At 65.9% G+C, this 12,933-nt stretch carries 11 protein-coding genes; 5 read left to right on the top strand and 6 right to left on the bottom strand.

Features of this window, described 5'->3' with window-relative positions; genetic code table 11:
• Positions 1-6 precede the first annotated feature (6 nt).
• On the top strand, positions 7-1,242 hold the full coding sequence (cobA, locus tag CH295_RS23970; protein WP_037190154.1) for a uroporphyrinogen-III C-methyltransferase: 1,236 nt from the start codon (positions 7-9) through the stop codon (positions 1,240-1,242).
• Positions 1,243-1,249: 7 nt separating this feature from the next.
• Complete coding sequence (locus CH295_RS23965) at positions 1,250-2,737, top strand: MFS transporter (RefSeq protein ID WP_037189596.1); 1,488 nt, start codon at positions 1,250-1,252, stop codon at positions 2,735-2,737.
• A gap of 13 nt (positions 2,738-2,750) precedes the next feature.
• Here the strand turns inward: CH295_RS23965 and mgtE are convergent, their stop codons facing one another.
• Genes mgtE through yaaA form a run of 3 tightly spaced genes read right to left on the bottom strand, consistent with a single transcriptional unit; the run spans position 2,751 to position 6,091 of the window.
• Positions 2,751-4,097 (bottom strand): magnesium transporter, encoded by a 1,347-nt coding sequence (gene mgtE / locus CH295_RS23960; protein ID WP_094742070.1) that lies wholly within the window; start codon positions 4,095-4,097, stop codon positions 2,751-2,753.
• A 42-nt stretch (positions 4,098-4,139) separates the two neighbouring features.
• Complete coding sequence (locus CH295_RS23955; RefSeq protein WP_094742069.1) at positions 4,140-5,351, bottom strand: DUF2786 domain-containing protein; 1,212 nt, start codon at positions 5,349-5,351, stop codon at positions 4,140-4,142.
• The gene (gene yaaA, locus CH295_RS23950) at positions 5,348-6,091 is read right to left on the bottom strand and encodes a peroxide stress protein YaaA (RefSeq protein ID WP_037189594.1); all 744 of its coding nucleotides are present in this window, start codon (positions 6,089-6,091) and stop codon (positions 5,348-5,350) included. The genes CH295_RS23955 and yaaA overlap by 4 nt, the downstream gene beginning before the upstream one ends.
• A 69-nt stretch (positions 6,092-6,160) precedes the next feature.
• Between yaaA and CH295_RS23945 the strand changes: the two genes are divergently transcribed.
• Positions 6,161-7,912 (top strand): proline--tRNA ligase, encoded by a 1,752-nt coding sequence (locus tag CH295_RS23945; RefSeq protein ID WP_037189593.1) that lies wholly within the window; start codon positions 6,161-6,163, stop codon positions 7,910-7,912.
• A 75-nt stretch (positions 7,913-7,987) separates the two neighbouring features.
• Positions 7,988-9,712, top strand: coding sequence for an acyl-CoA dehydrogenase family protein (locus tag CH295_RS23940; RefSeq protein ID WP_170946037.1), 1,725 nt, complete (start codon positions 7,988-7,990; stop codon positions 9,710-9,712).
• 9 nt (positions 9,713-9,721) lie between these two features.
• Here CH295_RS23940 and CH295_RS23935 read toward each other — a convergent pair whose 3' ends face one another.
• Positions 9,722-10,330 carry a TetR/AcrR family transcriptional regulator gene (locus CH295_RS23935; protein WP_037189591.1) on the bottom strand — a complete coding sequence of 203 codons (609 nt, stop codon included), beginning with the start codon at positions 10,328-10,330 and terminating at the stop codon, positions 9,722-9,724.
• Between the two features lie 82 nt (positions 10,331-10,412).
• On the opposite strand from CH295_RS23935, the gene CH295_RS23930 reads away from it, so the two are divergent.
• Positions 10,413-11,867, top strand: a complete 1,455-nt coding sequence (locus CH295_RS23930; protein ID WP_094742067.1) for an MFS transporter — start codon at positions 10,413-10,415, stop codon at positions 11,865-11,867.
• Here CH295_RS23930 and CH295_RS23925 read toward each other — a convergent pair.
• The gene (locus tag CH295_RS23925; protein ID WP_037189590.1) at positions 11,830-12,270 is read right to left on the bottom strand and encodes a ferritin-like domain-containing protein; all 441 of its coding nucleotides are present in this window, start codon (positions 12,268-12,270) and stop codon (positions 11,830-11,832) included. The two genes, CH295_RS23930 and CH295_RS23925, sit on opposite strands and share 38 nt — an antisense overlap.
• Positions 12,267-12,770: a hypothetical protein gene (locus CH295_RS23920; RefSeq protein ID WP_094742066.1), complete on the bottom strand. Its 504-nt coding sequence runs from the start codon at positions 12,768-12,770 to the stop codon at positions 12,267-12,269. The genes CH295_RS23925 and CH295_RS23920 overlap by 4 nt, the downstream gene beginning before the upstream one ends.
• Positions 12,771-12,933 lie beyond the last annotated feature (163 nt).

The following is a 12,933-nucleotide window of genomic DNA, read 5'->3' as shown; positions in this document are numbered from 1 at the left end:
CCTCTCGTGAACGCGACTGACTCTCCCTATCTGGTCGGCCTCAATCTGGAAGGTCGACGCGTCGTCGTGGTCGGTGGCGGCACCGTCGCGCAGCGTCGATTGCCGTTGCTGATCTCCTGCGGTGCAGAGGTACACGTCATCACCCGGGAGGCAACGCCCGCTGTGGAGGCGATGGCGACGGCCGGTCAGGTGAGCATGGAGTTGCGCGACTATCGCGAGGGCGACCTCGCCGACGCCTGGTACGCCGTCGCGTGCACCGACGAGGCCGAGACCAACATCGCCATCGTCGCCGAGGCCACCGCGTCCAAGATCTTCTGCGTGCGAGCCGACATCGCCAAGGACGGCACCGCGGTCACCCCGGCGTCGGCCGAATGGGACGGGCTGACCCTCGGTGTCCTCGCGGGCGGCGAACACCGTCGATCGGCCGCGGTACGCAATGCCGTCGTCGAAGCCCTGCAGTCCGGTGTGGTTGCCGACTCGGCCCATGCGCCGTTGACGGGCGTCGCGCTGGTCGGTGGCGGACCCGGCGATCCGGACCTCATCACGGTCCGCGGGCGCAGGCTGCTCGCCTACGCCGACGTCGTGGTGGCCGATCGGCTCGCACCGCCCGAACTGTTGGCCGAACTGGGTCCGCACGTGGAGGTCATCGATGCCTCGAAGATTCCGTACGGCCGCGCGATGGCGCAGGAAGCGATCAACCAGGCGCTGATCGACGGCGCGAAGGCAGGCAAATTCGTCGTCCGGCTCAAGGGCGGCGATCCCTACGTGTTCGGGCGGGGATACGAGGAGCTCGAAGCGCTGGCTGCCGAGGGAATCCCGGTGACCGTGGTGCCCGGTATCACCAGCGCCATCTCGGTGCCCTCGTCCGCAGGCATCCCGGTGACGCATCGCGCCGTGACTCACGAGTTCGTCGTCGTCAGCGGCCACGTGGCACCCGACCATCCCGATTCGCTCGTCGACTGGAACGCGCTCGCCAAGCTCAAGGGCACCATCGTGTTGCTGATGGCCGTCGAACGCATCGGGAAGTTCGCCGACGTTCTCATCGCCGGTGGCCGGCCGTCCGACACCCCGGTGATCGTCGTTCAGGAAGGCACCATGCGCACCCAGCGTGAAGTTCGCGCGACTCTGAGCACCGTCGCCGATGCGGTTCGCGATGCGGAGATCAGGCCTCCGGCGATCGTGGTCATCGGAACCGTTGCCGGTTTCTCTGTACACGCCGGTAACGTGAACGCCCGTGCCTGAATCATCGATGTCCGATACCTCCAGTACCGAGGTCAAGTACCCGGTGACGACCCGAGCGTTCGGGTTGGCGATCATCGTCCTGAGCGGCCTGCAGTTGATGGTGGTGCTCGACGGCACGGTCGCCAACCTCGCTCTGGCACCGTTGCAGGCCGATCTTGGTCTGTCCGATGCCGGACGCAACTGGGTGCTCACGTCGTATGCCCTCGCCTTCGGTGGGCTGATGCTCCTCGGCGGCAGACTCGGTGACGCCTTCGGCCGAAAGAAGATGTTCCTGGCCGGCGTTGTGCTGTTCACCGTCGCATCCCTGCTGTGCGGGCTCGCGGTCAACGAGGCGACGTTGGTAGCGGCGCGCGCTCTCCAGGGTGTAGGTGCCGCGGTGGCGTCGCCGACGGCGTTCGCGCTGGTGGCGACCACCTTCGCGCCGGGCCCGGTACGAAACCAGGCCATCGCGATCTACGCGGCCATGACCGGTGTCGGCTCCATCGCCGGGCTCATCATCGGCGGTGCGTTGACCGAGGTGTCGTGGCGGTGGATCTTCCTGATCAACGTGCCGATCGGTGTCGTCATCGTGGTGCTCGCGGTCGTGTCGCTGCAGGAGACGGTGGGGGCGAAGCTACCGCTCGACGTGCCGGGAGCGATTCTGGCGACGCTCGGCTGCACCGGCGTGGTGCTGGCATTGAGCGAGGGCACCGAACTGGGCTGGACCAATCCGATCGTCATCGTCTCGCTGATCGCCGGCCTGCTCTTCCTCGGGCTGTTCCTGATGGTGGAGCGACGCGCCGACAACCCGCTGCTCCCGTTCTCGCTGTTCGGCAGCCGAGACCGAGTGGCGACGTTCGTGGCCATCTTCTTCGCCGGTGGCGTGATGTTCTGCCTCGCCGCGTACGTGGCTCTGTTCGTTCAGGACATCCTGGGATACAGCCCCTTGCACGCGGGCCTGGCGTTCGTGCCGTTCGCCTTCGGGCTCGGTGCCGCCGCATTCCTGGCCTCGCAGCTGGTGACCCGCATCGCCCCACGGTGGCTGATTCTGAGCGGTGCCGTGATCATGGTCGGGTGGCTGATGGTGTCGGTCGCGACGATGAACGCGGATTCGTCGTACTTCCCCGGACTGTTCTTCCCCGTCATCGGCATCGGATTCGGCGTCGGCCTGACGGTCGTGCCACTCCCGCTGTGCGCCATCGCCGGAGTGAGCCCCACCGAGATCGGCCCGTTGACCGCTATCGCCCTGGTTGCTCAGACCCTCGGCGGGCCGCTCGCGCTGGCCGTCATCGGCGCGCTGGTGACCTCGCGCACCCTGTCCCTGGGCGGCATCTCGGGACCGGCGACGCTGATGAACGACACCCAACTCGATGCGTTGAGCTCGGGCTACATGTTCGCGTTGTTCTGCTGCGCCGTCTGCGCCGTGGTCGCGGGAATCGCTGCGGTGTTCATTCGTTTCACCCCGCAGCAGGTCGCTCAGGCCCAGGCTGCGCAGGAAAGCGCCCAGAAAGGCTGACGAGCAGGGCTGATCACACGCCCAGTACGGCCTTCGCGATGAGGAAGTAGACGATCAACCCCGTCGCATCGCAAAAGGTGGAGATGAAAGGCGTCGAGAAGACCGCCGGATCCACCCCGATCTTCTTCGCGATCAGCGGCATCGCGCCGCCGACCGTCGCCGCGAGCGTGCAGATCGACAGCAGCGTCGTTCCGATGACGACCCCGAGGTGCCAGTCGTAGACGAGCCCGGCGATGACGAAGCCCAAGGTGCCGAGCATCGCACCCATCGTCGCTCCGACCCGAACCTCGCGAAAGAGCACCGCGGCGATGTCCCGCGGTCGCACGTCACCCAGCGCGAGCGCCCGCGTGACAGTGGTCGCGGCCTGCGAGCCGGTGTTGCCGCCGGTTCCGGTCAGCAGCGGAATGAACAGCGCGAGAGTGACGACTGCGGCGAGCGCGTGCTCGAAGATCTCGAGAACCTGCACCGTGAGGATGGCCGACACCGCGAGCACCAGCAACCACACCACGCGAGAGCGAACGATGGACAGCACCGGCGTCGACAGATACGGCCGACGCAGCGGCTCGGAGCCACCCGCGCGAGCAGCGTCCTCGTCCTCGGCTTCTTCCAGGATTCGAGAGGACTGCTCGAGCGTGAGAATGCCGATCAGCCGTTGCTCGGAATCGACCACCACCACCGCAGGACTACGGTGCTCGAAGCACAGCCGTGCAGCCTCCTCCGCCGACGAATCGGCCTCGACCACCGGATGATCCGAGTACAGATCGCCGACCGGAGTGCTCGGTGCCGCTGTCGCCAGATCGGCGAGCGTCACCACCCCCAACAGAGTGCGGTGATCGTCGGTGATCGGCAACAGGTACACCGACTCGGCGTCCGAGCCGGTACGACGCACGGCATCGAGGGCGTCGCCGGCGGTCGCAGCGGTCCGTAGCCGAACGAACTCCGGACTCATGCGGCGGCCGACCGATCTGCGGTCGTATCCCAGCATGGGGGCGGTGAGTGCGCGTTCGTCGGGGGACAAGCCCACCAACAGTCGATGCGCGACGTTGGAGGGGAGTTCGTCGAGCAATTCGACACGGTCGTCCGGGTCGAGTTCCTCGAACAGAGCGATCACATCGTAGCTGCGAAGACTCTCGAACAACTCACCGCGAACGGTGGCGTCGAAGCGCTCGAAGACCGCCACCGCCTCGTCCTTGGGCAGAAGGCGAAACAACACCGCGCGTCGGGACGAGTCGACACGCTCGAGCACGCGCACCGCATCGGTCGTCGACAGCTCGGCCATCAGAGTGGACAGTGCGGCCATGTCACGGTCGGTCAGGAGTTCGGACGTTCGCGTCATGATGTCGTCGAGAGTTTCGGGCACAGAACCATTTTGCCTTGCGAACGGGCGGTCGACTCACATACCTCAGCGCGAGAGATCCGCACGATCCGCCGCGGCCTGGCCCGAATCCCATCCCTCGGCGTCCAGGCGTGGACCGCGCATCGGCTTCGCCGTAGGGAACAATCGATCGAATTCGGCTTCGACGGCGACGGTCTGCGCGGCGAGAATCGGTAGCAGATCACCTGATTCGTGACGCGCCTCCTCCAGGGCGTGCGCGTCGGCGTCGGTCAGACGGTCTCCGATACGGATGGCGTACGCGTACAGGAATGCCTTGCCGAACGCCGCCGATCCGGCCTTCTTGCGCTTCTTCGCCTGCGGCGAATGTCCGAGGGCGCGCGTTGCCTGAACCAGCAGAGAGGTGAACAGCAACTCGGTCTGTTCCACGTCCACCGGAGCTCCGACCAAGGTGGCGACGGCGAACTCCGGATCCCAGATCGCCTTGACGCGGTTGGCGGTTCCGACCACGTGCAACAGCTGCGCCTTGGCCGGGGCATGCGGACCGTCGACATGAACGCGTCGGCCGTGAATATCGATGTGGCCCTGGGAGAGCAACATGGTGTCGATGGAGTAGCGCGTCATCAACTCCTGCGCCTTGGCCGTGAGCGTCTCGGCCTCCTCCTCGAAGTCCGTGGCGTCGGCCTTGGCCAGTAGACCGCGAATCTTGCTCAGCATCTTGGTGTTCGGGGAGTCGGAGCCGGCGACACCCGACACCGTGGGACGAGTGCGCGGCCACTGGGACGGCTTGGGGCCGAGCTGAGGCCACCGGGGGAGTGTCTGCCATCGACCGAGCAGGGTGAGTACGTCGAGCCACTGATCACTGGCCGCGATGTAATCGGTCTTACCGGAGGACGTCAGGTACGCGGTCAGGAAATCGGGCGTGGCCTCGACCCGGGCCGCAACCTTCGGGAACTGCTCACAGACCGTGGACATCTGATCCACCCAGTCCTGTGGGGCCCGAGAGGCGGCGTCGGTGAGATCGGCCTGATGCAGCAATACCGCGGCAGCGAGATCGGCCACGGCCACCGTGTGCTGACGCCGCACGACGTGCACGAGATCCATGGGCTGCCAACCGTTTTCGTACATCGTCTCGATCATGTTCGTCAGCGCCCGAGAGCCGAGTTCGGTCGCGTCGAGCGAGACCAGTCGATCTGCGACGTCGTCGGCGACGCGTTGGCTCTTGGTCTTGCCGACCGAGGCGTCGGCACCGCGCCGGAGCAGTCCCGGAATCTCGCTCATTCGGTGAGCACGATCAATTCGGTGCTCGACGCCACTTCGACGCGCAGTCCGGCCTTGGACGCCACGCGCGCAACGGCTTTGACGTCCTTCGGCTCGGCGGTGGTCAGGGTCAACGCGCGCGCGAGCAGGCCCTTGTGATGCTTGTTGAAGTGGCTCACCACCGATCGGCTGCCGTCGGGCTTCTCGGTGAGCACCGTTGCGGTGATCGCGCCGGGGACGGGCCCGAGCTGCTGATAGGTGCCCGATCGGAGGTCGACGACGATCCCCTCGTCCTCGGCGTCGATGGCGTCGGAGAGTTCGGGCTTCCAGTGTGATCGCAGCGTCCCGAAGTTCGGCACGGTCGATCCACCGGAGAGTCGGTAGGACGGAATCGGATCGGAGGCACGCACGGCCCCGAACAGGGCCGAGCCGATCCACAGCCTCGCGTCCGCTCGGGCACGACCGGCCCGGGTGAACGACGCCGCGTCGAGGGCGTCGTAGAGCACGCCGGTGTAGCGCTGCAGCGCAGGTGTGGTGGGTGAGGTCCACAACCGAGCGTTGCGTTCGATCTCGTCCACCTGGGTGGGGCCGAGGCCGAGCGCCGCGATCGACGCGTCGACGTCGCCGGAGAGTTCCACCAGCGCATCGGCGAGCTTTCGGCGGAGCGGTGTCAACGTGGGCAACGACAGTCGGTCCAGATCGAGAGGTGCTCCGGAACCGCCGTCGGACTTCGTCTCGGAGGGAGGCAGCAGAATCAGCACGGGCTCGAGGCTACTCACTGTACGGCCGCCTGCTCACAGGCACTGCGGGAGCGACTAGTCTGACAACCCGTGATCACCCGTCTTTCGCAGTTGTTCCTTCGTACCCTTCGCGACGACCCGGCCGACGCCGAGGTCGACAGCCACAAGCTGTTGGTCCGCGCCGGCTACGTTCGTCGTATCGCTCCGGGCGTCTACTCCTGGTTGCCGCTGGGTCTGCGGGTGCTGCGGCAGGTCGAGCGTGTCGTGCGCGAGGAGATGAACGCCATCGGTGCGCAGGAGATATCTCTGCCCGCGCTGCTGCCGCGCGAGCCGTACGAGACCACCAATCGGTGGACCGAATACGGCGACGCGCTGTTCCGGTTGCAGGATCGCAAGGGCAACGACATGCTGCTCGGTCCCACCCACGAGGAACTGTTCGCGCTGACGGTCAAGGCCGAATACAACTCGTACAAGGACCTGCCGGTCACGCTGTACCAGATCCAGACCAAGTACCGCGACGAGGAGCGTCCCCGGGCCGGCATTCTGCGCGGCCGCGAGTTCGTGATGAAGGACTCGTATTCCTTCGACATGGACGAGGACGGACTGAAGAAGTCCTACGCCGCCCACCGCGAGGCGTACCAGCGCATCTTCGCCCGCCTCGGTGTCAGCTACGTCATCGTCGCCGCGACGTCCGGTGCCATGGGAGGCAGCGCCTCCGAGGAATTCCTGGCCGAGAGCGACATCGGTGAGGACACCTACGTGCGCTGCATCGAATCGGGATACGCCGCCAACGTCGAGGCCGTCACCACTCCGGCGCCTGCACCGCTGCCCATCGAGGGACAGCCCGCTGCCGTCGATCACGAGACCGGTGACACCCCCACCATCGCGACTCTGGTGGAGTGGGCCAACTCTGCGGATCTCGGACGCACCGTCACCGGCGCGGACACGCTGAAGAACATTCTGCTCAAGGTGCGTAACGCAGAAGGGGAGTGGGAACTGCTCGCCGTCGGCCTGCCCGGTGACCGCGAGGTCGACGAGAAGCGCCTCGAGGCGTCCCTCGAGCCTGCCGAGTTCGCTCTGCTGACCGACGCGGACTTCGCTGCCAATCCCTTCCTCGTCAAGGGATACATCGGGCCTCGCGCATTGCAGGCCAACGGGGTTCGCTATCTCGTCGATCCGCGGGTGGTCGACGGTACGTCGTGGATCACCGGCGCCGATGTCAAGGGCAAGCATGTGGTGAACCTCGTCGCCGGTCGCGATTTCGTTCCCGACGGCACCATCGAAGCAGCCGAGGTGCGTGACGGCGACATGTCTCCCGACGGTCGCGGGCCGCTGGTCAGTGCGCGCGGAATCGAGATCGGGCACATCTTCCAGCTCGGTTACAAGTACACCGATGCGTTCTCGGTCGACGTCCTCGGTGAGACCGGCAAGCCGGTTCGCCTGACTCAGGGTTCCTACGGTGTCGGCGTCTCGCGTCTGGTCGCTGTGATCGCCGAGCAGATGCACGACGACAAGGGTCTGCGGTGGCCGTCGGAGGTTGCACCTGCCGATGTCCACCTGGTGATCGCGAACAAGGACGACGCTGCTCGCGCGGGCGCGGAATCGATTGCGACGCAACTCGATACACAGGGCATCGAGGTTCTGTTCGACGATCGCAAGGCCTCGCCAGGAGTGAAGTTCAAGGACTCGGAACTGATCGGTGTTCCGCTGGTGGTCGTCATCGGCCGCGGCTGGGCCGACGGCAAGGTCGAGATCCGCGATCGTTTCACCGGAGAGAGTCGCGAACTCGACATCGACTCGGCGGTCGAGGAGATCGTGAAGGCTGTGCGGCACACACCGTAGGGGAGTCTCGCGATCTCTCTGCACTGTCGTTTACCCGCTGGTAGCTTCGGGTCAACGACTATGAGAGGTCACCACGTGTCTCACTATGCGCTGTTCGATCCAACAACGTTCGATCCGGCCGAGCTCGACGACGACTCTCGCCGACAGCTGCGCGCCTTGATCGAGTGGTTCGAGAATCGAGGCAAGACCAGGCTGCTCGCGGACGATCTCGATGCAGTCTGGCCCGCGGAGTTCATCGAGTTCGTCGCCGAGCAGAAGCTGTTCGCAACCTTCTCCACGCCCGCTGCCTATGCGGACGGATCGCCGAACACGCGCTGGGACGCTGCTCGTAATGCTGCGCTGAGCGAGGTTCTCGGGTTCTACGGTCTGGCCTACTGGTACACCTGGCAGGTCACCGTGCTGGGTCTCGGCCCCATCTGGATGAGTGCCAACGACGACGCCAAGCGCCGCGCAGCACGCGAGCTGGATCGCGGCGGTGTGATGGCGTTCGGACTGTCCGAGCGCGCACACGGAGCCGACGTCTACTCCACCGACATGCTGCTGACGCCCGCGCCCGAGGACTCCGAGCTCGAGTTCACCGCGTCGGGGGAGAAGTACTACATCGGGAACGGCAACGTTGCCGACATGGTCTCGGTGTTCGGGCGACGCACCGACGTCGACGGACCCGATGCGTACGTGTTCTTCGTGGCCGACAGTGCACACCCCGCGTATCAGCTGCGTGAGAGCGTCGTCCACGGGCAGATGTACGTCAGCACGTTCGCGCTCGAGAACTACCCCGTCCGGCAACAGGACATCCTGCACACCGGTGCCGACGCATTCTCGGCCGCGCTCAACACGGTCAACGTCGGGAAGTTCAACCTGTGCACCGGATCCATCGGCATCTGTGAGCACGCGTTCTACGAGGCGATCACACACGCGAACAACAGGATCCTGTACGGCAATCGCGTCACCGACTTCCCGCACGTCCGCAGTGCGTTCGTCGACGCATACTCCCGGCTGATCGCCATGAAGCTGTTCAGCGCGCGGGCGCTGGACTATTTCCGTGCCGCGGGACCCGAAGACCGGCGCTACCTCCTGTTCAACCCGATGACCAAGGCGAAGGTGACCTCCGAGGGCGAAACGGTCGTCCGTCTGTTGCACGACGTCATCGCGGCCAAAGGGTACGAGAAGAACACCTACTTCCGTGAAGCCGCCCAGCTGATCGGAACACTGCCCAAGCTGGAGGGCACGGTGCACGTCAACGTGGCGCTGATGCTCAAATTCATGCCTGCGTACATGTTCTCGCCCACCGACCACCCGGACGTCGGTACCCGAACCGAGCCGGTCGACGACAGCTTCTTCTTCGCGCAGGGGCCGGCCCGTGGTGCGAGCTCGGTCCGGTTCCACGACTGGAACCCGCTGTACAGCAAGCATTCCGGGATTTCCAACGTGGGACGGTTCTACGAGCAGGCACAGGCGTTCAAGTCGTTTCTCCAGGACTGTGCGCCCGACGAAGCGCAGCAGAAGGATCTCGATTTCCTTCTCGTGGTGGGGCACCTGTTCTCACTCGTCGTCTACGGCCATCTCGTGCTCGAGCAAGCCGACGAGATCTCGGCCGAGATGATGGACCAGATCTTCGACTTCCAGATACGAGACTTCTCCGGCTATGCCGTTGCGCTGTACGGAAAGCCGTCGTCGTCTGCGGCGCAACAGCAGTGGGCCCTGGACGCGATCCGCAAGCCGGTGGTCGATGCGGGTCGATTCGATGCGGTGTGGAACGAGGTCGCCTCCTACGACGGCCGGTACGAGATGCGTCCCTAGCGCCGACGCTCAGCCGGGATCGGCCGGAATCAGATTGGTTCCGAACGCGCACACCGTCATCTCGTGCAGTCCGGCGCTGTCGTTCGGATGCTCGAGCGCCTGCATCGACATCAGGACGTTGAGCAACATCCCGTGCGCGATGAACTGCCGTGCCTGGTCCTCGGAACAACCTGTGCCCTCACGTATCCGGCTGTAGATGGCACCCATTCCCTCCCGGGCTGCCCGGCCTATCTCGGGTACCGAGCCTGCGCCGAATCCGTGCATCATCACCATCAACAGGTCGCGATCGGCCACCAGATCGGCGTAGGCGGAACCGAGATCTGCCCAGGTGCCGTCGTCGTCGGGGTCGAGCGGGCCCGCCGCCAGCACGGCATCGAACGCGGCCATGATGCCGTCGACCGAGCGTTGGAACACCAGTCGAAACAACTCGACCTTGGTGCCGAACATACGGACCACATACGGCTGAGAGACGCCCGCTTCCTTCGCGACGGCGTCGGTACTGGTGCCGGCGTAACCCCCGCGCGCGAACGCGCGCATCGCCGCGTCGAGGACGAGCTCTCGGCGGTCGGCCGCATCCATGCGGGTGGCTTTGGGCTTGGGCGCTGACGGGTCGGACATGTTGACAGGTTATCAGTCGATAACTTACGGTCTCAGATAAGTAATCATTCGATGCTTACAAGCGTGAGACGGGACGACCGCAATGACCGCCACAGCCTCTCCACCAGCAATGCAGCCCGCCACTCGGAACGTTCCCGTGTGGCTCGGCATCCTCGCAGCTTCCCTGCCGATGTTCATGGCAACCCTCGACAATCTGGTGATGACCAGTGCACTCCCGGTCATCCAGCAGGACCTGAACGCCTCCGTCGGACAGCTGCAGTGGTTCCTCAACGCGTACACCCTCAGCTTCGCCACCTTCATGCTGACGGCGGCGACGCTCGGCGACAGATGGGGCAGACGCACGGTGTTCCTCGGTGGGATCACGGTTTTCACCGCCGCCTCCGTGGCCAGCGCGCTCGCTGCGAGTCCAGCGATGCTCATCGCGGCGCGTGCCGTGCAGGGAATCGGTGCAGCCGCGATCATGCCGTTGTCCCTTGCGTTGCTCGCCGCGGTGGTGCCGGTGGGTAAGCGCGCGATGGCGATCGGGATATGGGGTGGAGTCTCCGGACTCGGCGTCGCGTTGGGACCGGTGGTCGGCGGAGCCGTCGTCGACGGGATTTCCTGGCAGGCGATCTTCTGGATCAACGTTCCGGTGGCCCTCGTTGCAGTTCCGCTGGCGTACGTCGCGCTGAAGGAAACAGCAGGGCGCATCCAACCGCTCGATCTGCCCGGCGTTGTCCTCGCAGGCGGCGGTGTCTTCCTCCTGGTGTGGGCGGTGGTCCACGGCAACGACGACGGGTGGGCGTCGGCCACGGTGCTCGCCGGCTTCATCGGCTCGGCGGTGCTGCTCGTCGCGTTCGTCCTGCGCGCCTCGCGCAACCGGCACTCGGTACTGCCGCTCGCACTCTTTCGTTCGCGCAGCTTCACCCTGGCCAACATCATCGGAATCACGTTCTCGCTCGGCATGTTCGGGGCGGTGTTCCTCCGCGCGCAATACCTGCAGATCGTGATGAACTACACGCCGTTCCAGGCAGGCCTACGCACGCTGCCGTGGACTGCAGCACCGATGGTGGTCGCACCGATCGCAGGTCTGCTCGCCGAGCGCGTCGGACTGCGCGGCTTGTTGGTCGGCGGCCTGTCGCTGCAGTCGGTCTCGCTCGTGTGGATGGCGCTGATTCTGGGACCCGACACCGAGTATTCGTCGATGGTCCCGGCCCTGCTGATGGCGGGCGTGGGCATGGGGCTGACGTTCGCTCCGTCCGCCACCGCAGTGCTGCGGGACATGAAGGACGACGATCACGCCACCGCGAGCAGTGCGAACTCCACTGTGCGAGAGGTGGGTATCGCGCTCGGCATCGCTGTACTGACAGCGGTGTTCATCGGAGCCGGTGGATCACTGACACCCACCGGTTACACCGACGCCTTGGCACCCGCTCTGCTCGTCGGCGCTGGCGCAGTGGCGATCGGACTGGTGGCGGCGCTGTTCATGCCGGGGCGTTCCGTCGGACCGGAACAAGCGCTCACGGTTGGCCGGGAAATGCCGTCGACGACGGACTGACGCCCAGAATCTGCTGCCACGTCGCGAGGCGAACCGCGGCGTCGGTCAGCGCCTGCACCCCCATGTCGCGGGTCGCTCCCGACCGGCTGCGTTCGATCAGCGAACGCCACGCGATACTCGTGTCGATCTCGGCCTGTGCGGCCAACTGTGCAGCCGAGATCGCGTCGGTCACCGGGAACGGGGACGCATATGCCGGATCGGGCAGCGGCACTGTGACACTCGCCGCCTGGAGTGCATCGATGGTCGCGTCTCGGCGGGCGCGGTGAGCGGCAGTGTTCGACGCCACCACGTCGGCGCGCGTGGGGTTCGAGAACGCCGCGACGACGCCGTAGGCGAACACCGCCGCGTACTCGGCGTGGAGTGCATCGACGAGGCCTTGCTGTTCCGGGCCGAGATCGCTCATGCCAGAACCACCAGGGCCGAGACCGTGCACGAGGCACTGATGGAACCGAGAAGGCCTGCCCGGTAACCGCTTTCGTTACGAGCGGCATCTGCTGCGCTGCGAGCGGAGGAAGTCAACATCTCCCGTACGGCGGCGAGATCGGGCGGCGGCGTCGTGGGAGCGGGTGTCGTGGTGGCCGTCGCCGACGACGTCTCGGTCGAGGCGCCGGTGGCGCGCGCGATCTCGGTGTCGAGCGCTTCGGCGTGCTCGGTGCGCTGCGCCGCGACGATCCCCAGTGCGGCTGCGTAGTCGGTGATCACCGTCGCGGCCGCGGTGGCATCTGCGGCATCGGCGCGGGCAGCGCGCAACTGCGCTGTGAGGGTGTCGAGGGCAGGACCCGAGATCGTCTCCTGGCCGCAGGCCGCAACAGTCGACACGGTGGCCGCGGACAGAGCTGCGACACCGGCGAGTCGGAACAACCCGCGGCGATTGAGCGCGAAGGGGACGGTCGGCGTTGGCACTCCGATATCGTGCCAGACCGCAGCGCTCGCACGAGCCGCGCCCGCGTGTCGCGTCGGCCGATCGTGGTCACGAGCACTGTCTGCGGGGCGGTAGGCTGTTGGTTCACCAAACGCAGTCCGGCTGCCGTACGCCGGATCGCCCACAACTACACACGAGGAGTTC

The sequence above is a fragment of the Rhodococcus sp. 14-2483-1-2 genome (assembly GCF_002259405.1).
In the GTDB taxonomy this organism is placed as follows: domain Bacteria; phylum Actinomycetota; class Actinomycetes; order Mycobacteriales; family Mycobacteriaceae; genus Rhodococcoides.
The sequence above is the reverse complement of the archived record's forward strand: the minus strand, read 5'-3'. Positions and strand labels throughout refer to the sequence as shown.